The organism is Thioalkalicoccus limnaeus (genome assembly GCF_041197575.1).
GTDB lineage: Bacteria > Pseudomonadota > Gammaproteobacteria > Chromatiales > Chromatiaceae > Thioalkalicoccus > Thioalkalicoccus limnaeus.
The window spans coordinates 19,962-39,889 of record NZ_JBDKXB010000012.1 but is presented as its reverse complement, the minus strand read 5'-3'; the positions used below and the strand labels follow the sequence as shown (position 1 = coordinate 39,889).

The 19,928-nt window shown below is 66.2% G+C and carries 22 protein-coding genes; 8 read left to right on the top strand and 14 right to left on the bottom strand.

What is annotated here, in order from left to right; genetic code table 11:
* Nucleotides 1-45 precede the first annotated feature (45 nt).
* Both ABC977_RS10510 and ABC977_RS10505 read right to left on the bottom strand, forming a co-directional pair.
* Entirely contained in the window at nt 46-756 is a 711-nt protein-coding gene (locus ABC977_RS10510; protein ID WP_369667216.1) for a hypothetical protein, read from the bottom strand.
* The gene (locus ABC977_RS10505; protein WP_369667215.1) at nt 753-1,760 is read right to left on the bottom strand and encodes a hypothetical protein; all 1,008 of its coding nucleotides are present in this window, start codon (nt 1,758-1,760) and stop codon (nt 753-755) included. The genes ABC977_RS10510 and ABC977_RS10505 overlap by 4 nt, the downstream gene beginning before the upstream one ends.
* A gap of 773 nt (nt 1,761-2,533) precedes the next feature.
* Between ABC977_RS10505 and ABC977_RS10500 the strand changes: the two genes are divergently transcribed.
* From ABC977_RS10500 to ABC977_RS10485, 4 genes are all read left to right on the top strand, one after another.
* Nucleotides 2,534-3,532 carry an amino acid ABC transporter substrate-binding protein gene (locus ABC977_RS10500; RefSeq protein WP_369667214.1) on the top strand — a complete coding sequence of 333 codons (999 nt, stop codon included), beginning with the start codon at nt 2,534-2,536 and terminating at the stop codon, nt 3,530-3,532.
* Nucleotides 3,533-3,604: 72 nt separating this feature from the next.
* Nucleotides 3,605-4,948 carry an ArsB/NhaD family transporter gene (locus tag ABC977_RS10495; protein ID WP_369667213.1) on the top strand — a complete coding sequence of 448 codons (1,344 nt, stop codon included), beginning with the start codon at nt 3,605-3,607 and terminating at the stop codon, nt 4,946-4,948.
* An 85-nt stretch (nt 4,949-5,033) separates the two neighbouring features.
* On the top strand, nt 5,034-5,249 hold the full coding sequence (locus ABC977_RS10490; RefSeq protein WP_369667212.1) for a lipid-binding SYLF domain-containing protein: 216 nt from the start codon (nt 5,034-5,036) through the stop codon (nt 5,247-5,249).
* Between the two features lie 143 nt (nt 5,250-5,392).
* Nucleotides 5,393-6,697 carry a peptidase MATCAP family protein gene (locus tag ABC977_RS10485; RefSeq protein ID WP_369667211.1) on the top strand — a complete coding sequence of 435 codons (1,305 nt, stop codon included), beginning with the start codon at nt 5,393-5,395 and terminating at the stop codon, nt 6,695-6,697.
* A gap of 243 nt (nt 6,698-6,940) precedes the next feature.
* Here the strand turns inward: ABC977_RS10485 and ABC977_RS10480 are convergent, their stop codons facing one another.
* The 4 genes from ABC977_RS10480 to ABC977_RS10465 all read right to left on the bottom strand — a co-directional run bounded on the left by ABC977_RS10480 (nt 6,941) and on the right by ABC977_RS10465 (nt 9,943).
* Nucleotides 6,941-8,089, bottom strand: a complete 1,149-nt coding sequence (locus tag ABC977_RS10480; protein ID WP_369667210.1) for a radical SAM protein — start codon at nt 8,087-8,089, stop codon at nt 6,941-6,943.
* Complete coding sequence (locus ABC977_RS10475; RefSeq protein ID WP_369667209.1) at nt 8,086-9,009, bottom strand: hypothetical protein; 924 nt, start codon at nt 9,007-9,009, stop codon at nt 8,086-8,088. Before ABC977_RS10475 ends, ABC977_RS10480 begins: the two co-directional genes overlap by 4 nt.
* Nucleotides 9,010-9,131: 122 nt before the next feature.
* A complete protein-coding gene (locus ABC977_RS10470) occupies nt 9,132-9,419 on the bottom strand; it encodes a hypothetical protein (RefSeq protein WP_369667208.1) in 288 nt (95 codons plus the stop codon).
* Between the two features lie 14 nt (nt 9,420-9,433).
* A complete protein-coding gene (locus ABC977_RS10465; RefSeq protein ID WP_369667207.1) occupies nt 9,434-9,943 on the bottom strand; it encodes a YybH family protein in 510 nt (169 codons plus the stop codon).
* A gap of 885 nt (nt 9,944-10,828) precedes the next feature.
* On the opposite strand from ABC977_RS10465, the gene ppk2 reads away from it, so the two are divergent.
* Complete coding sequence (gene ppk2, locus ABC977_RS10460; protein ID WP_439849182.1) at nt 10,829-11,596, top strand: polyphosphate kinase 2; 768 nt, start codon at nt 10,829-10,831, stop codon at nt 11,594-11,596.
* 111 nt (nt 11,597-11,707) lie between these two features.
* Here ppk2 and ABC977_RS10455 read toward each other — a convergent pair whose 3' ends face one another.
* The 5 genes from ABC977_RS10455 to ABC977_RS10435 form a co-directional block, all read right to left on the bottom strand.
* On the bottom strand, nt 11,708-13,099 hold the full coding sequence (locus ABC977_RS10455; protein ID WP_369667206.1) for an alpha/beta hydrolase: 1,392 nt from the start codon (nt 13,097-13,099) through the stop codon (nt 11,708-11,710).
* Nucleotides 13,100-13,179: 80 nt separating this feature from the next.
* Nucleotides 13,180-13,746, bottom strand: coding sequence for a riboflavin synthase family protein (locus ABC977_RS10450; protein ID WP_369667205.1), 567 nt, complete (start codon nt 13,744-13,746; stop codon nt 13,180-13,182).
* A gap of 62 nt (nt 13,747-13,808) precedes the next feature.
* Nucleotides 13,809-14,486 (bottom strand): hypothetical protein, encoded by a 678-nt coding sequence (locus tag ABC977_RS10445; RefSeq protein ID WP_369667204.1) that lies wholly within the window; start codon nt 14,484-14,486, stop codon nt 13,809-13,811.
* Complete coding sequence (locus ABC977_RS10440; RefSeq protein ID WP_369667203.1) at nt 14,483-15,289, bottom strand: DUF2092 domain-containing protein; 807 nt, start codon at nt 15,287-15,289, stop codon at nt 14,483-14,485. Before ABC977_RS10440 ends, ABC977_RS10445 begins: the two co-directional genes overlap by 4 nt.
* Nucleotides 15,290-15,377: 88 nt before the next feature.
* Complete coding sequence (locus ABC977_RS10435) at nt 15,378-15,719, bottom strand: putative quinol monooxygenase (RefSeq protein ID WP_369667202.1); 342 nt, start codon at nt 15,717-15,719, stop codon at nt 15,378-15,380.
* A gap of 547 nt (nt 15,720-16,266) precedes the next feature.
* On the opposite strand from ABC977_RS10435, the gene ABC977_RS10430 reads away from it, so the two are divergent.
* Nucleotides 16,267-17,187: an NAD(P)H-binding protein gene (locus tag ABC977_RS10430; protein ID WP_369667201.1), complete on the top strand. Its 921-nt coding sequence runs from the start codon at nt 16,267-16,269 to the stop codon at nt 17,185-17,187.
* A 15-nt stretch (nt 17,188-17,202) separates the two neighbouring features.
* Nucleotides 17,203-17,538 (top strand): hypothetical protein, encoded by a 336-nt coding sequence (locus tag ABC977_RS10425; protein WP_369667200.1) that lies wholly within the window; start codon nt 17,203-17,205, stop codon nt 17,536-17,538.
* 12 nt (nt 17,539-17,550) lie between these two features.
* On the opposite strand, the gene ABC977_RS10420 is transcribed toward ABC977_RS10425, so the two are convergent.
* Nucleotides 17,551-17,826, bottom strand: a complete 276-nt coding sequence (locus ABC977_RS10420) for a DUF6489 family protein (RefSeq protein ID WP_369667199.1) — start codon at nt 17,824-17,826, stop codon at nt 17,551-17,553.
* Between the two features lie 90 nt (nt 17,827-17,916).
* Nucleotides 17,917-18,378, bottom strand: a complete 462-nt coding sequence (locus tag ABC977_RS10415) for a hypothetical protein (RefSeq protein ID WP_369667198.1) — start codon at nt 18,376-18,378, stop codon at nt 17,917-17,919.
* Nucleotides 18,379-18,557: 179 nt separating this feature from the next.
* Here ABC977_RS10415 and ABC977_RS10410 point away from each other — a divergent pair, with 179 nt between their 5' ends.
* On the top strand, nt 18,558-19,394 hold the full coding sequence (locus ABC977_RS10410; protein WP_369667197.1) for a metallophosphoesterase family protein: 837 nt from the start codon (nt 18,558-18,560) through the stop codon (nt 19,392-19,394).
* A gap of 55 nt (nt 19,395-19,449) precedes the next feature.
* Here the strand turns inward: ABC977_RS10410 and ABC977_RS10405 are convergent, their stop codons facing one another.
* Nucleotides 19,450-19,926: a hypothetical protein gene (locus ABC977_RS10405; protein WP_369667196.1), complete on the bottom strand. Its 477-nt coding sequence runs from the start codon at nt 19,924-19,926 to the stop codon at nt 19,450-19,452.
* Nucleotides 19,927-19,928: the final 2 nt, after the last annotated feature.

Here is a 19,928-nt window from a genome sequence, read left to right as displayed (position 1 = left end):
GCTGGTCGGGTGGGCGATGGGAGGCTGCGGCGTCTGTTACCGGGATCAGGGTATCGACCTGGTCGAATGGTCGTCTGTCGCAACACCACGCAGATTGTCGATCAGGATGTGGACGCTGACCGAGAAGACCCAGAGGGGGAAGACCAATAGGATCCCCTCGAGGTGCCGTCCGCTGAACAGCAGCAACGCGGCCAGACCGTAACCGGCGAACGCCAGCCAGCGGGCGATGAACCCGGTCCGCAGGACCACGGTGCTGGTCACGATCATGAAGACGCCGGCCATCTTGATCGCGTAGACGTTCATGATCTCGTAGGTCATGGCGCGGGCGACCGTGAAGGACTCGGATCCGAGGAGCCGTTCCGGCTCCGCCGCATGGGCGATGATCAGTCCTCCGGCGACCGCCGCCGACAGGAAAAGCATAGCAAGGAACAGCACCGCGCTGCCGAGAAAAACCGTCGCCAGCAAGCGGTCCTCCCGCTCCCCGAGCCGGTCGCGCAGCACGCCGACGAACCAGAGGAAGGCGATGCCGGAGAATGGCACCAGGTTCAGCGCCAGCTTCACCAGATCCGCGCGCGTCTCGAGCCAAGCCCCGGCCTCCAACGGATCGGCCGGGACCGCATGGCGCAGCAGCACCAGGCTCGTGACCAACAGGACCGAGAAGAGGATCCCGGCGATCGCGGCGGCGCGCGGCGCGCGCCACCGCTCGCGGGTGCTGAGCGACAGCAGACCGGCCGAGCCCTGACCATCCAGACTCATCGCAGGTACCGCTCGGCGGCCACGACGAAATCCTCGCGTGCCGGCAGTTCGCCGGGGCGGATGATCAGCGGCAGCATCACGGCCCGCCGACCACGGGCATTGTGCAGTTCGGCGAGATCGATCGGACGGGCCGCCGGGTTCTGGTCATCGCGCTGGATATTCATCGCATCGAGCCACAGGCGCAGCGGCTCGGCCCAGAGCTGGCGAGCGGCCGTGTCGAGCAGATGAGCAACGATCTCGAGATGGTTCTGCAAGACATCCTGATCCGCACCCAGCGCGTCGAGCTGCGCGCTGATGCGATCCAGTTCGGCCATCAAGGCGACTGGATCCGCGGCCTGATCCTGACGTGGCTCGAGGGTCCAGCCCGACCGTTCCAGCGTCCGCTGTTTTTGCTTCAATAGGTCGCGCTGCCGCGCCAGGTCCGCCCTCTCGACGCGGGCCTCGGCGATCCGCGCCAAGGCCAAGGTCAGCAAATGGTCGAAGGCACGGCGTTTCAGGTAGCGGCGCGTCTGCGCCTCGTCGACCTGAGGTTCGAGCAACCGGTGCCCGGTGAAGCTGACGGCCACTTGCGGGACGTCGCGGCGCACCTGATCGCCGACCAGGTCGAGGCCGAGGATGTTGCGCTCGATGCGCTCGGCAAGCAACAGCGTCGTGACGGCCTCGCTGCCGCGGCCCTCGGGGCTCGCCAAGTAGCGTGCCAGTGTCGGGTCCTGCCCGAAGGCCTCGAGCATCGCGTCAGCGGACGCAAAGAGCGCGGCGAGCCGCGGCTCACGACTCACATCGGCCCGCGCGGCCGGGATCGCGGCTGGGATCGCGTCAACCAAGGCCACCACATGGTCGATGGCGTGAATCACCGGTTGGCGCAAGCGCCGGCGAAAACCGGGGAGGTGCCGCAGGCGCGCGTCGGTCCCATCGACAGCCCGCTCGATCGCCGTCTCGATCAGCGATTCCGGATAATGCCCCCGCGTTTCACCACGGCCGAAGATCGACTGGAAGAGCTTCACGGGGCACCTCGCACGAACCTGGACGTTCGCCAGGATTGACGACGAAAAGGGCCGCAACCTGCCTTGACCCCGTCTGTCTTGGGGCTGGGTGGCTCGATCGCAAGTCAGGGTATCGGAGGCACCCGCCGCCTGACGAGGTTCGAGTTCACCACCTCAAATAATCTGCGCCTTTTCCGTCGGGTTCGCAATAGCCCCGGCACGCCATCGTTCGGTCCGTGTCGAGCGTCCTCGGCCCGGATCTCGCCGCACCCTAACCTCGACGCCCAGCGACCATACCCGCACCGCCGGCGACTGGCACGACCCGCGGGCCAATGATCGGTGAACGCAGCCACATGACCGGCGGAGGTTCACGGCAACGCACGCGTGGGGTATGGAGGAACTCCGACATGTCGGAGGACGACTCGCAGCGCCAGTCGATCGAGACCGGCCCCCGTGGCCACACGGACGACGGGCGATTGGCCGGGGACACTGTCGCTTGCGACGCAAACAACCACCACAGCCCCCTGAATCCCTTCGCTTATGTCGGGGACCGACGCCACGCGATGAGATGTGTCGAAACCCGCGTCGGCGGAACCGCGACCCCGCTCGCGTTTCCTTCACTGACGGAGCGCACGAGCCACCAAGCCCAGCGGGTCCTTGGTCAGCTTATTGCATTTCCGTTTCTCGTGAAGGGCCTCGATGGATGATGCCGCGTGTCCCCCCTTGCACCAAGAAGGCCCCTCGGAGGTCCCATGCGACAACCTGTTGGTCGACTGAGGTTCGATCTCGCCCGAATGACCCTGCTGCTCTGCGGTCTGCTCATGCTTGTGCCGACCGCATCCGCCGACGTGCTCAAGGGCATACGTGCCCGCGGCATGCTGCACTGCGGCGTCAGCGAGGGGATTGCCGGCTTTTCCATGCCGGACGCCGCCGGGCGCTGGCAGGGCCTGGACGCGGATTTCTGCCGGGCGCTCGCGGCCGCGGTGTTGGAGGATCCGGAGAAGGTTCGCTTCGTACCGCTGCGCGCCGCCGCGCGCTTTCCGGCGTTGCAAGCCGGCAAGGTCGATGTGGTCGCACGCAATACCACCTGGACGCTGCACCGCGAGGCCATCATCGGGGTGCGGTTTCCGGCGGTGCTCTTCTATGACAGTCAGGGCTTCATGGTACCGGCCGCGTTGCCGGTGGCCAGCGCGGCGGAGCTCGCCGGTGCATCCATCTGTGTGGTGAAGGGCACTACCAGCGGCCGCAACCTGTCGCGCTGGGCCACGCGTCTCGGGATCGAGATCGAGCCGCTCGTGCTCGACTCGGTCAGCGCGGCCCGGGAGGCCTTCTTCGCCGGCCGCTGCGCGGCCTGGTCGTCCGATCGGGCCCAGCTCGCCAGCGTGCGCAGCAGCGCCCCCGGCGGGGCGAGCAACTGGCGCATCCTGCCTGACCAGATCTCCAAGGAGCCGGTGGGACCCGCGATCTGGGGCGGCGACGAGCGGTGGGCGATGATCGTGCGCTGGGTCCTGTTCGCGCTGATCCGCGCCGAGGAGGACGGGGTCACGCAGGCCAACCTGGATGAGCGGATCGCCGCCGGTGATACGGTGCAATTCTTTGCCACCGGCCAGGAGCATCAAAAGCTCCTCGGTGAGGCGATGGCCATGGTACCGGGCTGGTCGGTGCGCGCAGTCCGGGCCGTGGGCAATTACGGCGAGCTGTTCGAGCGACACCTCGCGCCGCACGGGATCGAGCGCGGCCTCAATCATCTGTGGACGCAGGGTGGACTCATGTATGCACCGCCCGTTGATTGAGAGCCCTTGTTCCGGGGATGGCCGGATCGATCCCCGGCCGCCGATGCACTGACCGACAGAGGTCGAAACCCCATGAGCGACATCGATATCCTTGTCACCATCGGCATCTTTGCCGCCGTGATCCTCTTGATCGCCTTCGACCGGCTCGACATGGCCGTGGCAGCCTTGCTCGGGGTCAGCGTGCTGATCGCGCTCGGCCTCCTCGATGGCGACGACCTGGATAGCATCATCGCTACGGCGGGCGGCCCCCTGTCGCTGTTGTTCGGCGGCATGGTGGTCGCGCGCGTGCTGGCGCGCACCGGGGTGTTCGATTGGGTGGGCGAGCGCTATCTGCACGCCACGGGCGGCAGTGGACGGCGCTTTCTGCTGCTGCTCGTGGTCCTGGTGGCGCCTTTGTGCGCCTTTCTGCCGAACGCGACGACGGTGATCCTGGTCGCGCCGATCATCGTCGCCGTCGCCCGGGCGCTGAAGGTGGACTTCGTCGGACCGCTGATCGTCACCGCGATCATCAGCAACTCGGCCGGGATGTTGACGCTGGTCGGGGACCCGGCGACCTTCCTGGTCGGCAGTGCCATCGGACTCAGCTTCGGCGACTATCTGCGGACGGTGAGCCTCGGCGGTTTGCTCGCCGTGCTCGTCGTGGTGCCGCTATTGCCGCGGCTGCTACCCGACGTGTGGGCCTCGCGGGTGCCGCTCGGTGCCGAAGCCCCGCACCCATCGACGATCACGCGGCCCGCGTTCGTCTACCTGTCCCTCGCGGTGCTGCTGATCATGATCACCTTGTTCTTGATCGGAGAGACCCTGCCGACGCGCATCGTTCCACCGGCGGTGGCCATCATCGGCGCGACGCTGGCGCTGCTGGTCGTCTACGGCGTTCGCGTGGAGCCCGTCGACAACGTGCTGCGCGACATCGACTGGAAGACCCTGATCTTCCTGGCCGCGATCTTTGCGCTGGTGCAGGCGTTCACCAAGACCGGTCTGTTGCAGGGCTTCTCGCTGCAACTCTACGACTGGTTCGGCACCGAACTGACGCTGGTGGCGCTGCTCTTGCTCGCCGGCATCGGCATGCTCTCGGCGCTGCTCGCGAACATCCCCGTCGTCGCGGCGGCACTGATCATGACCCAAGGTTATCTGGTTGCGGCCGAGGTGGTGCCGGAAGTGGCGATGGCGAGCGGCTTCACCGACTGGCCGGCGGCCACGCTGCCGGTCTTCGTCGCGATGATGTTCGGCGCGACACTGGGGGGCAACGCGACCGTGATCGGCGCCTCGGCCAACATCGTCGCCGCCGGGATCTGCGAGAAGGAGGGTCAGCGTGTGACCTTCATCCGCTTCGCCCGCTACGGCGTGCCGCTGATGCTGGTGCAACTGGCGGTCGGGGCGCTCTATGTGCTGGCCTTGTCGCTGGTGTTGGACTGAGAGGTTGCGAACGAAACCCGACCGACTCCAAACGCGCCCAGATGCTCACCGAAATCGCGTCATCGGCGGTTTCGCCTCGCAGCTCGTGATCCTGTTCGAGGATAGCGCCGCGTTCGCTCGCTTCGTCTCGCAGGGCCTGGATGCGACGGCGTCGGTCGACGCGATGGCCGGTGACGAGAAGGAGCAGCTAGCAATGCGTTTCGATGACGGCAAGGCCGTGTTCGTGCTGACCGGCAAAGGCTGGAAAATCGCGGCGAAGCTGACCGGCTCTCGCTACTGGCCGGATGACACGCTCAATTGACCGTAACCCTGGGTTCGCTCACGGCGCGGCGCCGGCCAGCGGGGTCAATCTCTTGCGCGGCGCGCGCCGGCCGCGTGTCCGTTGAGTCGAGCAAGCGACTGGCCGAACCGCGCCCTGCGACCCTTCTACCGACGGAGGTTTCGATGATGACCATGGCCACCGAACGCGAGAAAGAACGGATCAGGACCGTCGCCCGACTCCTGCATCAGGCCTGCCGGCCGATGCGCATCCTGAGCGCCATCGCCTGGGCGCCGGAGGTCAAGGAGACCTTTCTGGCCAAAGGGGGCCGGGAACTGCCGCAACCCAGCTACCCGATGTTCGATCCCGGCCCGACGGTCGAGGCCGTGCGCGAGGCGCGGCGGTACATCGTGCCGGTGACGACGATCGATACCTGGCTCGATCGCCAAGCGCAGGCGATCGAGCTCGGGGCGCGAATGCTGGCCGCGGTCGGCACCAATGCCTTCTTCGAATACGGCCGGCAGCTCTACGGCGAGCCAACCGCCCCATTGCGCTACATCCCGGTCACGCCGCAGGGTTTGGCGCAAACCGTGTTGGATACGATCGCGCAGCTCACCCACATCGAGATCCGAACGGAACCCTCGACCTACCACTCGGCCGAGAGCGTCGCCGAACGGCTCGCGGACGCGGTCCGCATCCACTTCGGCGACCAGGCCCCGACGATCGAGCTAGTCGACCGGCTGTCGGCGAATGCCCTGGCGACCTCGAAGAGTATCCGCGTTCGGCGCGGCGCGCGTTTCACGGATCGGGATTTCGTCCAACTGCTGCACCACGAAGCCTACATCCATGTCGCGACCTCGCTGAACGGCCGTGAGCAAAGCGAGTTGCCGATCCTCGCCGCCGGGCATCCTGGCACGACCCGGACCCAGGAGGGGCTGGCCGTCTTCGCCGAACTGATCAGCGGGACCATCGAGCTCGATCGACTCCGGCGCTTGGCCGATCGCGTCGTGGCCATCCAGATGGCCATCGACGGCGCCGACTTCATCGCGGTCTATCAATACTTTCTCGAGCGGACCTGGGATCCGGACCAATCCTTCGAGAGTGCCCGCCGCGTCTTTCGCGGTGGCGTCGTCACGGGTGGTGCGCCCTTCACGAAGGACGTCGTCTATCTGATGGGACTGATGCAAATCAACTACTTCGTGCGCGCCTGCTTCGCCGCTGGCCGCGCCGACTGTCTGAGCCTGCTGTTCTGCGGCAAGCTCGATCTGTTCGATATGCCGGCCTTGTGCGAGCTCTACGCCATGGAGCTCTGTCGTCCGCCCCGCTTCCTGCCGCCCTGGGTCAGCGATCCGCGTTATCTGCTCGGGGTGCTGACCTTCGCGACCTTCGCCAACAGCCACGATCTGTCACCGCTCGTCGCGGTCGCGAGCAAGCTACTCGACAGCGCGCCGCTGGTGCGGATGCCGACCCCGGAGCCGCCACCGACATGACCGCAAACCAGCCGGCGCCGTGGCGCCGGCCAGCCTTCCAGATCCCGGCCCGAGGCCCTGCCATTCGATGGACGCGGCATCGATGGCGGCCCGGGTCCGGGCCTCGCCCATCGTCCCGCGCTCGTGAACGACGAGGCGGCTCGGGCTCGAGTGGCTTCACAGGGGACGGCCTTTCAGCGAGAGCGTAGGGGCCACCTTCACTCCGTTCGTCGTGGGAGGGGTTCCACCCCACCGTCAAGAAGGTCATGGACGGGGGCCGTCTGGCCGAACCGCCCTTGCCGATAGGCGCGCCGCCCAACCCGCGATATGCTGGAACAAGGCCGCGTAGAGCTCGCAATAGGGATCCTTCTCGAACAGGCGGCCGCGGAGGCTGTAGGTGCGCACCGGGCAGCCGCCATGGCACAACGCGAGATACTCGCACTCGAGGCACTCCCCTTGCATGAGCCTCGCCGGTCGTTCGAGGAAACGCTCCCGCGCCCGGCTCCCGCGCAACAGATCGGACAGGCTGTCGCCGTCGAAAATGTTGCCGAAATGCTGCTCGGGATAGCTGGTCACCCAGCAGTCGCATTGACTGACGGTGCCGCGGGCGTCGACGCAGATGAGTTCGTCGGCGCAGTTCGGTCCCCAGATGCAGGGCAGCCTCGCCTCGCGGTGCAGGAAGTAATCGAGGAGCTGGTCGAAGGGTCCGATGCGCACCCGGTCGGCACTCTCGCCGCCGAGCCAGACATCGGCCAGTTCACAGTGAAAGCGCGTGAGCTCGGCCAGGTCGAGGCACAGATCCCGTTTGACGGCATTCGGCGCGCCGCCTGGAAAGGGCGTATTGATCTGGAAGTCGGTGATACCGAGCACCTCGACCAAGTGCCCGCAGAAGCGCGCGGCGCCGATCGCCAGCGTCGCCTGATTGGGCACCGCGATCGCCTTCACGTCGATGCCGGCCGCGCGAGCCATCTCGAGCTTGCGCGCGAAGAGCGCGTCATAGTGTTCGGGACCGCGGCCAGGGACCTTACGGTGTCGGTTCGGGTAGTCCACCGAGGTGCTGACGGTGCCGCCGAACATCTCGAAGATGATCGGATCCCACGTCGGACCGTAAGCCAGCAAGTTGGTCTGTAAACCATGGGCGACGCGCTTGCCACGCGCCGCGGCGGCGTCCTCGATGAACGCGAAGGCCCGTCGGTACCAGTCCGGTGGCAGCAGTAGCGCCTCCCCGCCCTGCCAATGAATCGTCAGTTCCTCGATCGAGTGGCCGTCCATATGATCGAGCAACTTACCGATGATGACCTGTAGCCCTTCTTGGCTGAGCTGGTCATGGGTGCGGTCCTCGAAGCAATAATCGCATGCCGCGTTACAGCGGCTCGTTGGGAGCAAGACCAGCGAGATGTGGCGGCCCTTCACAGCGGGGTGCCCCGTGGGACGGAAGGCGCGGCGGCAAGATCGCGGCGCAGTTCATCGGCCGCCCCATGGATCCCAGCGAGTACGGCCTTGACGCCGGCGCAGTCGTAATCGCGCCGTGGCCACTTGAAATAGCCCCGACAGGGAGCGAAGAATGGGCACCGCGCGCACTCCGTTCCGCCACGCCGCAGGCCGTCTCCCCAGCGTGCGACGAACTCGGCGGGCTCCGTATCGAACTCGGCCGCGGCCAGCCGACCGGGCCACCGCTCCCGACCCTGAGCGTCGATATGGCGCAGCCGCGCCGGGTCTTCCTCGTTCAGCGCCCACAGTGTCGCCGTGTCACCCTGGCACAACCCGAGCAGCAGGCTGTGGAACCATTCGACCGGCTGGGCGACGGTACTCTGGTGCAGATACGCCTCGAGCAGCGCGATCAAGGGATCGATCAACGAGGGTGGCGGCTGGCCGACGTGCAGTCTGACCGCGAACTGCAGCGACAGCGCCAGCTTCGCGGCCTTCTCGAAACCGGGTACGACCGGCAACGAGACCCGGACCGGATGCGTGTCGAGCAGCTTGACGCACCGATAGAGACGGGTGAAATCCCGCGCCGGTGCATCCAAGTGCAACTCGATCGGCAAGCCCTCGGCCCAATGGAGCAGGCCATCGATATCGTCCGGTAGGGCACAGAACTGCACATAGGCCAGGTTCCGGAGATCCTGCGGCCCGAGCTGGGCGATCAGGTCGTGCGGCTGCGCTGCGCGCACGATGACGCGATGACCGCGGTAGGTCGCCAGCTGCGTCAAGGGGAGATGGTAGACGAGGTCGCTCATCAAGCTACACAGACCCGTGATCGCGGTGACGGGAGCACAACCGAGCAAGCGGAGCCGATAGCCAGCCGCCGTGCTCGGCGACTGGTTCGGGGTCACACCGGGGCATCGAAGCCGGCTTCACCGCGGCAAACAAGGCCGGCATCGATTCAGCCGGCCGCCTGCGAACCGTCAGCGGGCGCCCTCGGGCGTGGGCCTGGCGTACCAGGCCCACTCGCTGCTCAGCGCGCGTTGATCCAACTGCCGCCCCAACCACCACCCGCGCGGTTGATCCAGCCGCCGCCACCGTTGATCCAACCGCCGCCGCCGCGCCGGTTGATCCACCCGGCCTGGGCCGTTGGGCCACCCAGCAGAGCGCCGCCGGTGACGGCACCGACAACGACCACCTGCGACCATTTGCCAAGACCGATTAGGAATCGCCGGCGGCTCTGCCGGGTCTGCTCGTCGGTCGCGCCCATCGTGTCCTCGCGCGGGGAATCGCGTCCGATCGGATTGTGCTCGTCACTCATCTCTCGACCCTCCGTCACTCTGATGCCGGCGGTGGCGCCAAGTCATCGCCTCCGGTCAACTGGGAGAAATGCATGGTGTGGAAGCGCCACGCGTCGCTTTGCTTGACCAGCACGGCGGACACGTTCGTCACGTATTCGCGCGTCTGTTCCTGGTGCCGATCGCGGAACTGGCAGACGGCCGTCAACCAGAGGACGCCATCGTGCGAGGCGCCTTCGCCCTCTCCACAGGTCACCTCCATCGTGTTGGGCTCGAAGTCATCCATGAACCGGGCATAGGCCCCTCTGACATCGGATTTGCCGACCCAGTGCTCGCCCGGGCCGGTGCCCATCAGCATGATGTCATCGGTGTCGACGTAGGTGCCGAGCACCCCGTCGAGATCGTGGGCGTCGAGCGCCTTGTATTGGGTCTGCCACAGGGCCCGGACCGCGTCCCGCAACGCCTGATCCGGCGGCTGGCCGAGCTCCGCCTGCACACCCAATGCGACCGTGCCGGCGGCCAATGCCACCGCAGCGATTCTCTTCATGGTTCCATCTCCTCTGCGACGAAAAACCCCGGACCCGCGAGCATTCGAGCAAGGCATCCGCCCGATGCGCGCGCGGTTGCCAAGACACTTGGGTCTCGCCAGCGCGGCCTGCTCCGATCCCTGCGCACCCAACCGCGTCGTTACTCGAGCCCAAGACCTGATGACAGCGGGCTTGGGGATCTCGGGGCGACGGACGTCGTGGAAACCCCGATATGTCGGAGCCGCCAACTGGGACCGGCGGCGCTTCCAATCGGACACGCTGTTGGTAGGTGACTGATCTGAAGCGATCTGATCGCAGGCAGCGGCGGAAAAGTCAGCCCAGCGCCGATTCCTTTACCCTTGCTCGTAACGCTGATCACGCATGCAGCGTGCCAGCGCTCTGGTCTCGAGTGGGCTATCGAGGCCCGGTCGGCTGACATCCCGTCGCCGCCCCCTGGATGCCCCGAAATATCGGAGTGGATCTTGGTGCCCAGGGTAATCTCGCGATCAGAAGAAACATAACTACTGGATTTTAAGATGATTGTTTGCGCCCCACCGCGTTGTCACGAAAACGTCATCATTGGCCTTGTATTTGCGTGTCACCAGGGTAGCGGGCAATGGATGCGCAAGCGTCTCGTTGCTGACCCTAACGGCCATTCCCGCAGGCCCGGCACCCTGAAGGATAAGAGGGGCTACGGAAGAGCATCGAAACTAACGGATCGAATCAGTCGTGTGTCGACTCACCCGCCACCTGGGCCTTTTCCGTGTGCATCCGTGTCCATCCGTGTGGATCCGTGGCTTGATTTTCACGCTAACAGAGGAGGCCTGATGATGAGCAAGAAATCCAAGAAGAACCTCGATGCCCAGAGGGATGAGGCCGATGCGATAGCCGACGCCACGGTCAAGATGAAGACCAAGGCCTACGAGAAGAAACTGCGCGCGCTGCATGTCGAGCTGGTCAAGCTACAACAATGGGTGCGACACAAAGGGCCCAAGGCATGCATCGTCTTCGAGGGCCGGGATGGGGCCGGCAAAGGAGGCACGATCAAGGCCATCACCGAACGGGTGAGCCCGCGTGTCTTCCGGGTGGTCGCATTGCCGGCACCGACGGAACGCGAGCGGTCCCAGATGTACGTGCAACGTTACATGCGGCATTTCCCGGCGGCCGGCGAGGTCGTCATCTTCGATCGCAGTTGGTACAACCGGGCCGGGGTCGAGCGGGTCATGGGTTTCTGCACCGAGCCGGAGGCCGAGCGCTTTCTGAGCCTGGCCCCGTTCGTCGAGAGGGCCATGGTCGACTCCGGGATCATCCTGATCAAGTATTGGCTCGAGGTCAGTCCGGAAGAGCAGACGCGGCGTCTGGAGGCACGCATCGAGGACGGGCGCAAGATCTGGAAACTCTCGCCGATGGACCTGGAATCCTATCGCCGTTGGTACGATTACTCGCGGGCACGCGACGCGATGTTCGCCGCGACCGATACCGACTTTGCGCCCTGGTTCGTCGTCCGATCCGACGACAAGAAGCGCGCAAGGCTCAATATCATCCAACACCTGCTGAGCCGCATTCCCTACGAGGACCTGCCACGGGAAAAGGTCGTGTTGCCGAAACGGCAGAAGGCCAGCGACTACCGTGATCCCGAGTATCCGTTCAGGTGGATTCCCGAGTCCTATTGATCTGGGTGCCGCGACCAAGCGCCCGGCCCCCGGGCCGAAGAACAGGCGTTCCCGCCGGATAGTCGATCCAGCCGGTGGGGCCCGCTGGCGGCAGGGTCGTCGGCTGGTCGGTCAAAGGCCGTGCCAATCGGGACCTGTCTGCGCTGGACCCTGGTGCGGCGGGCCGCTCGCCGTCTGCGGGCCGCGCGTCGAACCCGGGAACGCCCAGGTGACGGGGCCGGTCCGGACCAGGTCGCGCCCCGGCTTGCCGAGTGGTTTGCCGAAGCGCAGCATCTGTACCAGGTCCGAGCTGACCCGCGGGTTGGACGTGAAATAGGAATGCCCGAACAGATCGGTCCGTTCGCCCTCGTACGAGATCAGATCGACGCGATCCAATTTCGCGAAATAGTCCTGTGCCTTGGCCGAGATGTCCTCCGGTCTGAGTTGTCCCACTCGGCCGCGGCTGCGGAACAAGACCCTCGACACGAGCAGCGCGCGGTCCTCGGGCGAGGCGTAGATGGTCAAACGGCCGCCGAGGATTCGCGGCAGGCGCGCCTCCGGCCAGACCGTGACCAGATCCGGATCGGACAGCATGCCGGTGATTTGCTGGGCGGCGATGTCGACATCGATGTCGGGCGAGAACAGCACCAGGTGATCGATCTTGTACAGATGGACCGGCTCCTGTCCGGCCGCGATGGCCTCCAACGCCAGCTCGCGGACAGCACGAAGCATGACGGCGGTCCCACGGCTGTGGGCTAGCAACTGCAGCCGTTCCACTCCAGGCGTGGCCGCAACCATGCGCAGGCTCTTTTTCAGATGCTCGACGGCGTAGTCGGCGGATTCGGTCGTCGACGTGTAGGAGATCAGGAAATTGCCGGTCGACGAGGCCGGCCAGGTGAAGAAGGCGCACACCGGCTCACGACCGAGGAAATGGCAGAGCTCCGCGGCCGTGAAGGCGGCGCTGGCGAAGGTCTCGTTGAATCCATGCACATAGACCAGGACCTCCTTCTTCGGGGCCTTGGCCAGGCGGCGTTGGATCTCCGTTTGCAGCCGCTCGCGCGCCGCCGCATGCAGCACGAGTTCGTCGCGGTCGCGCAACAGTGCGCCATCGGCACGCCGCGTGATGCGGTAGGGCTCCTCGGGGAAGGCGCCGAGTTCCTGAACCGGTCCCAGGTCCAGATGGATCGGTTGCGTGCGCTGTGCCAGTTGACTCTGCTCGATCAGGGCGTCCCAGCCCAATCCCTGACCCATCCGCACCTTGGCCGAGCCAAAGGCGATGCGCCGGGCTCGTTCCTGACCGTATGGGAGCGGGCTCTCGGCGTCCGTCTCCACGGCTCGGTTCGTGATGAAGAGAAGATCGAGATCCGGCGTCGTCGCGATCGAATCGGCCCGCGCGATCAGAGGCTGGCCGTTCGGTGCCTGGTAGACGACGGGCGTCGGCATCAGCTCGCGGGGCTTGGTGGCGCAGCCAGCGATCAGCAGCACCGACAGCAGCAGGGCGGTCGTCAACGCGGGGCGAGGCATTGCAGAAAGTCCCTCGAACCGAATCGGCGGAACAATGTCCGCCGTTTGACCTGACCCAGATCGACCCCAGTGGGTCCGACCTACTCGATCCGGGCCGCGATGGCGCTGACGTAGGTGACGGTGACACTGTCGCCGACTGCTACGTCAACAAGTAGGTTACGGTCCTCGACGGTGACCGTGACCGCCTCCTCGGCGCCGCGGATACGAACCTCCGCCGTGCTCCGGTCGATGGCCTCGATGATGCCGGTGAGCTGGACGATCTCTTCGATGCGTCCCGCCGGACGCCGGGTCGCCTCGCGCTCGATGTCGCGGGTCACGACGGCGGACGGCCCGCCCGCGGCGTCCGTGCCCTTGCGCAGATCGATCGCAACGGCCTTCAGGTAGCTGATCGTCAGGGTGTCATTGATCCGGATCTCATCGAGGCGGCGCACCTCCTCGGGGACCTGAATGACCTCGAAGGCACCATCCGGCGTGCGGATCGCGAGTTGGCGCCGCTCCTGATTGACCACGACCACGCGCCCGGTGATCTGCCCGACCGCGGCGGTGGCGGTTGCCGGGGCCGTTCCTTCGGCTTGCGTGCCCGCGGGCAGCAGGAACGGGGCCAGCGCAAGGGTGCCAGCAAGGGTCAGGATGGCCATCTTCGACATGTCGTTCTCCAGGTTTGTCAGGTCACGAAAACCGGCAGCCACCGCGCGGCGCGCGGTTCAGATCAATAGCCGTAAGGCGCCTCGACGACGATGTAGGTGGTCGAGCCACCCGAGTATACCGGCTGGTACCAGATGCCGTCGCATTCGGAATAGCTGAAATCGTCAACAACGATGGTCGTCGGGGTGCAAGGCAGCCCGTAGTAGGCCGACGCCGAGATCACGGTCCCGATGGCGTAGGCACCAGCCACGACCGCGGCACCCGCCGCCACATAGCCCCAATTGTCCCAGTCATCGTCACCCCAGTCCTGCCAGTCGTCGCGCGCCTCATCACGAAAGTCCTGGCGATCATCCCGCGCCTCGTCGCGATGATCCTGCCGATCCTCGCGCTGATCGTAGCGATCGTCACCGCGCTCGGTGCGCTGGTCCTGGCGATCGCCACGGACATCCTGGCGGTCGTCGAAGCGATCCGTGCGCGTATCCTGGCGCATCGCGGTGCGGTCGGACATGCCGGCCTGTCGATCAGCGGCGCGAGCACCCCCATCGAAGCCACCGCCGCGGGCCGAAAAACTGCCGCCCGCGGCTGGACCCGCGCGCGAGAAACCCCCACCGCCCATGCCTCCACCGCCGAAGCCCCCACCGCCCCGGCCGCCGCCGCGCGCGTAGGCCTCGGCGGTCAGCGACACGATGAACAGGGCAGCGACACCAAGACTGACTGCCCGAAGCCAAAGCGAATGGGTCATGGCGTCTCTCCTTGCTCCGGCGCGCCCGACTGGGCCGCTCGGACCTGGGTCAGAAAGGCGATACGGGTCGCGTCCGCCGGGATCTCCAGCGAGAACGCCGACGCCGGCGGTTCCGGCGACGAGTCCCAGCATAGGAAATTGGCCCAGAATTGGGGCTGCCCCGCCTCTTGCTTGTAGGTCAGGATGATCCGTTGCGGAAAGGGATCGCCGGTCTCCGGCAACCAAACCTGGACGTCGACGGTGGCGCCGCGCGCGGCGATGTGCCGATGCGAAACGCCACCGATAAGGGTCGTCTCTACGATCTGCGCCTCGGTCAGGCGCCGTTCGAGCTCGGTCGGGAGCCCGGTCACGAACAGCATCGCGAGCGGCAATCGCATCCGCTGATCGCGGACGAAATGCGTGATCGCCGCATCGACGGTCCCCGGGATCGCGGAGGAGGCGTAGGTCTTGTCCGTCGCGTTCATCAGGGTCAAGGTGCCGTCGTCGAAGACCAGCACCGACCGCTCGCCGTCGCTCGTCTCCGCGTCGACCCGCAATTGGTCGGGGCGCATCAGCAGGATCGCGCGGCGCTCGGTGAACTCGATCTTCTGCCCCGATTCTTGGACCACGTCGTAGCCGGCGCGCAAGACGACGCTGACCCGTTCGAGCTCAGATAGGTGTCGGGCCATCCGCATCAGGTGATCCATCGCCTCGTCGTTCTGCGGCTGGTCCGCCGCCCATGGGGCGGCAACCGGCAAGGTGGCCAGGGTCAGGGCCGCGAGCCACAGGGCACCCACCCGACTCATTCCGAGGAAAGACATCATCAAGCACCTCTAAGAGATCCCGGTCACCGCTTGTCGTTCGACTCGCGATGGGCCGAGTAATGGCCAGGTCAGTCCGCGCATGACACCTTCAGGGCAGCGACGAGCCCCGGTCCAGGCGCGCCGCTTCGATCACCTCGATGCCGGCCCGTTCAGCGACCCGATCGAAGCGGATCGGCGGGGCCCGCACGGACAGCTCCATCGCGGCGACGAGCGTCTTGCACGCATCGGAGGCCAGGTGCCGGTCCAGTGCCGATTGCGACGCCCACTCTTCGATCAGCGTGATCGCGTTGGGGTCCTCGCTGTCGATATAGAGATGACAAGCGACACAACCCACCTCGACGCGGGTGGGTTCGAGCAGGGCGGCAAAGCTATCGAGGATATCGGCACGGCGATCGTCGGGGGCGAAGATGCTGAGCGAGAAGACGATCATCGAAAGTCGCCACAGATCAATTGGAACTTGCGCGGGGACAATGCAAGACGGCGGCCAATACGAGCACGTGAATGAATCCACAACGAGGGACATGAACCATCAAGGGGTTACTGCGAACCTTCAGCCTTGTGACCGGTAATGGTCAGGGCTCGCACTCCGACATGTTGGAGCTTCTACGATGACGCGGACGCGTGTTCGTGGCTCGTTGAACGAGCGTCGCGAAACGCGAGGGGATCGAGAAGCCGTCGGTGTGTGACCTGATCAGCGCGCCCGCGGCCGAACAAAGTGCGGCTGTCGCCATGGGTCATGCCTGGCCGCTGAGACAGCGGAGCATGACGGGGCCTCCCTGCCTCGCAGGGTCTTCTCGAGTTTCTCAAGGTATCCTAGGACTGGGCGTCGAGATACCGCCGAGCCCGCGGCGGGCCGGCACCGGCCGGAGGGTGCGGATCCCTTTTGACGCCGCGGGGACCGCCCCATCTCAGGGGCAGGGCACGGCAGTCGTGTCCGGTTCGGCACCCGGAAACCCTATGAGCTTTGGAGAGCACCCATGAATGTCAGCCTTATCGGCGGAACCGGTTTCGTTGGCAGCCACCTGATCGATCGCCTGGTCGAGGACGGCCATGTCCCGCACCTGCTCGTGCGACCCGGCAGTGAATCGAAGGTCACGCAGCCCGAGGCCTGCCGTCTGCACCCGGGCGACGTCACCGACCATCGCGCGCTCGACGCCTGCCTGGCCGAAGCGGACGCGGTCATCTACCTGATCGGTATCCTGCGTGAATTCCCGGCCCGGGGCATCAGCTTCGACGGGCTGCAATGGCGCGGTGTCGAACGTACGATCGCCGCGGCCCAACGGGCGGGCGTGACGCGCCTTCTGTTGATGAGTGCAAACGGTATCAAGGAAGGCGGGACGCCCTATCAGCATACCAAGTACCAAGCCGAGGAGGCCGTAAAGGCCTCCGGTCTCGACTGGACCATCTTCCGCCCGTCGGTGATCTTCGGCGACCCGCGCGGCCGGATGGAATTCTGCAGCCAGCTCAAGAAAGACATCATCGACAGCCCACTGCCGGCGCCCCTCTTCTTCGACGGCTGGCTGCCGACCGAGGCCGGTCGCTTCCGTCTGGCACCGATCAGCGTGCGGGATGTCGCCGCGGCCTTCTCGCGCGCGCTCGGCGATCCGGCCAGCCTCGGCGCAACCTATCCGCTCTGCGGTCCGCGGGCGGTCACCTGGCGGGAGATCCTGGCCACGATCGCCGAGGCCTCCGGCAAACGCAAGATGATGCTGCCGGCACCGGCAGCCGTGATCAAGGCCGTCGCGGGGCTCTTGGATCGCTGGCCCTGGTTCCCGATCACCCGCGACCAAATCACGATGTTGATGGAAGGCAACGTCTGCGACTCGACCGAGGCCTTCAAGCGCCTCGGCATCGTGCCGACGGCATTCGATGCCGCGGCACTCGACTACCTGCGCTGACCCAGGATGACCCGAATGAGTGACCAGACGGATCTTGCCCTTGGACATCCGGGCGCCGAGGTCGGCCGCTGCTGGTCGTGCGGCCGCGGCCTGACCAGCGCCGACTACGGGCGCGAGAACCGCTGTCTCGGCTGCGACCGAGACACCCGGGTATGCCGTAACTGCCGCCATTACGCACCCGGCCGCGCCAACGAGTGCTACGAACCGCGATCGGAGCGGATCCTTATCAAGGACCGCGCCAACTTCTGCGACTTCTTCGAACCGAATGCCGCCCCGGCCGGGATCAAGACCCCTGCCCAGGCGGCCCCGGACGCGCTGCGTCAGGCGGCCGAAGCCTTGTTCAAATCCTGATGGGCGACCTGCCTAGCCGTCTTTCCTGGCCTTCTTGTCATCGCCGGCTTGGGATCGTGTCGTGGCCTGGGTCGCACCGAGCAGGACCTTCTGAAACAGATCCCAAGAGGCCAAGCTGCTGTTGATGTAAGGTTGCAGCAGCTTGGCGGGGTCATAACCCTCGGCGCCACTGGCGATCCGTTCGCGCATGTCCTCGAGCAACTGGCGCTGAAAACCCTCGACATCCGGCAGACCGAAGAGCTTGCGCACCTCCTCGGGGGTGATATCCACATCGACCGTGACCTTCATGATGGCGCCTCCTCACCTCGTCTGTGGCCGTCACTGTCGCCGATGCCCACTGCCAACGCAAGCCCAAAACACCCGACGTAGCATCGCCGGTCAGTGGCGCGTCGAGCGAGCGGGTCCGTTCGCCGATTGCGGCTCGACCACGACCAAGCCGCGACTGACACGCCGACCGACGAGAACACAGGCCCGCTCGAAGGCCTGTTCGGCTTCCCGGGCCTGCCATTCCCACTCCCAAGGAGGCCCGCCGACTGGGGACTGCCAATGGCCCGTGATCAGCACACCGCCAAGGCGTATCTCGAGCGTCCAGTCATGCCACAGGTTTTCCTGGTCGGCCTCCTCGAAATACTCCTGCTCGACCAGGCGCACATAGTGCCCGGCGGCATCGTCCAGCGCGAGCTGGTTCGCCAGCACCAGGGTCTCGTCGATGCATGACTCCCATCCGGTATGCACCGCCGTCGCGGTTGCCATCAGGCTGTGGAAAAGTAACGCCGGCGTCAAGGTGAGCTGGAGCGGCCCATCCCAATCCGGTTCCGGCGGCGTCGAGTCATGGTTCATGCAGTGCCCTCGCTGAGACCTCATCGCGATGAGCCGCCAATCATGCGCGAGCCCGCGATCGGAGACAACCTGGATCCCGGTATACTCACCGACCATAGATCGCCGGACCAAGCCGCCGCGTCGGCATCGCGGAGCCAACGACCACCGGCGACGATCCGACCAGCGAAGGGGAATATCCGATGAAGGTTGCCGTCCTATCCGATGTCCAGGCCAACCAGCCGGCACTGGACGCCGCTGCCGACGAGATCCTGGCGTGGGGGCCGGATCTGGTCGTGATGGCCGGGGATCTGATCAACCGCGGCCCTAGCAGCCGCGCCTGCCTCGAGCGATTCGACGCGCTGCGCCAGACCTCTGGATGGCTACCGGTCAACGGCAACCACGAGGTCTGGGTGCTGCGCTGCGCGGAGCGACCGCCGACGTCGCCGATCGACGGTCAGATGCGACGCTTCGCGGACTGGACCTGCACGCAGATCACGCCGGTCCAGCATCTCCTCGCCAACTGGCCAGACCACCTATGCTTCGCCGGACCCGGACATCGGGCCTGGGTCCATGTGGCGCACGGGACGCTGCTTGGGAACCGCGACGGGATCTCAGCGAGCCTGCCGGACGCCGCGCTCGCCGAGCGCGTGCCGAGCGAATTGGCGGTCTTCGTCACGGCGCACACGCACAAACCGCTGATACGCCAGTTCGGCGGCACCCTGATCCTCAACGTCGGCTCGGTCGGGTCCCCGTTCGACGGCGATCCGCGGGGCAGTTATGGGCGACTCGAGTGGCGAGGCGGACGTTGGCACGCCGAGATTTGTCGCTTCGCCTACGATCGCGACCAGACCGATCGGGATTTCCACGAATCCGGGTTCTTGAGCGAAGGTGGCCCCCTGGTCCGGATCCTGTACGAGGAATGGCGGCGCGCGCAACTGCTGATGCCGACATGGGTCGAAGCCTATCGCGACGCCGTCCTGGCCGAGAAGATCGGCCTCGACGAAGCGGTCGACGCCTTTCTGGCACGGCTCGATTGAGGCCGCACTCGACGGTGCCGTGGCGACTCGCATCGGATCGCGGACGACGCGCCGTTCAACGCCAGCCGATCACATCATAGCCACGCTCACGGAGACACCGCTGGACGAAGTTGCGGTAAAGCGGCGGCGGTTCGGATGCGCGCACGACGCCGCGGGCCAGTCCACCGGCTCCACCCGCCGCGGCGCCGGCCACCGCGCGCTCCGCGGCGTCACCGCGCACGGCTCCCCAGGCACCGGCCGCGGCGCCACCGATAAGCGCCCCGCTGGCGGTCCCGCGGGCGATCTCGCCGCCTTGACCACCGGCCGTACCAAAGGCCCGGGCTTGACGCCGGCAATCGTGGATGTCGCGGCGCGCGGCCGCGTCACCGACCGACTGGTAATGCGCATTGGGATAGAGGACCGGTCGCGGCTCACTGGTCGCGCAACCGAACAGAGCGAGGACAACGAGCAGCGGAGCGGCCCGACGCACCGGCACCCGGCAGGTCGGACCGGAACCAGCCGGCCGCGCGAGCGGACACGGCCGGATCATCACCG

Excerpts from the sequence above, each read along its gene's own strand:
- ABC977_RS10510 (WP_369667216.1), bottom strand. The coding sequence starts at position 756 with ATGAGTCTGGATGGTCAGGGCTCGGCCGGTCTGCTGTCGCTCAGCACC.
- ABC977_RS10500 (WP_369667214.1), top strand. The coding sequence starts at position 2,534 with ATGACCCTGCTGCTCTGCGGTCTGCTCATGCTTGTGCCGACCGCATCC.
- ABC977_RS10495 (WP_369667213.1), top strand. The coding sequence starts at position 3,605 with ATGAGCGACATCGATATCCTTGTCACCATCGGCATCTTTGCCGCCGTG.
- ABC977_RS10485 (WP_369667211.1), top strand. The coding sequence starts at position 5,393 with ATGATGACCATGGCCACCGAACGCGAGAAAGAACGGATCAGGACCGTC.
- ABC977_RS10470 (WP_369667208.1), bottom strand. The coding sequence starts at position 9,419 with ATGAGTGACGAGCACAATCCGATCGGACGCGATTCCCCGCGCGAGGAC.
- ABC977_RS10465 (WP_369667207.1), bottom strand. The coding sequence starts at position 9,943 with ATGAAGAGAATCGCTGCGGTGGCATTGGCCGCCGGCACGGTCGCATTG.
- ppk2 (WP_439849182.1), top strand. The coding sequence starts at position 10,829 with ATGAAGACCAAGGCCTACGAGAAGAAACTGCGCGCGCTGCATGTCGAG.
- ABC977_RS10455 (WP_369667206.1), bottom strand. The coding sequence starts at position 13,099 with ATGCCTCGCCCCGCGTTGACGACCGCCCTGCTGCTGTCGGTGCTGCTG.
- ABC977_RS10450 (WP_369667205.1), bottom strand. The coding sequence starts at position 13,746 with ATGTCGAAGATGGCCATCCTGACCCTTGCTGGCACCCTTGCGCTGGCC.
- ABC977_RS10445 (WP_369667204.1), bottom strand. The coding sequence starts at position 14,486 with ATGACCCATTCGCTTTGGCTTCGGGCAGTCAGTCTTGGTGTCGCTGCC.
- ABC977_RS10440 (WP_369667203.1), bottom strand. The coding sequence starts at position 15,289 with ATGATGTCTTTCCTCGGAATGAGTCGGGTGGGTGCCCTGTGGCTCGCG.
- ABC977_RS10435 (WP_369667202.1), bottom strand. The coding sequence starts at position 15,719 with ATGATCGTCTTCTCGCTCAGCATCTTCGCCCCCGACGATCGCCGTGCC.
- ABC977_RS10430 (WP_369667201.1), top strand. The coding sequence starts at position 16,267 with ATGAATGTCAGCCTTATCGGCGGAACCGGTTTCGTTGGCAGCCACCTG.
- ABC977_RS10425 (WP_369667200.1), top strand. The coding sequence starts at position 17,203 with ATGAGTGACCAGACGGATCTTGCCCTTGGACATCCGGGCGCCGAGGTC.
- ABC977_RS10420 (WP_369667199.1), bottom strand. The coding sequence starts at position 17,826 with ATGAAGGTCACGGTCGATGTGGATATCACCCCCGAGGAGGTGCGCAAG.
- ABC977_RS10415 (WP_369667198.1), bottom strand. The coding sequence starts at position 18,378 with ATGAACCATGACTCGACGCCGCCGGAACCGGATTGGGATGGGCCGCTC.
- ABC977_RS10410 (WP_369667197.1), top strand. The coding sequence starts at position 18,558 with ATGAAGGTTGCCGTCCTATCCGATGTCCAGGCCAACCAGCCGGCACTG.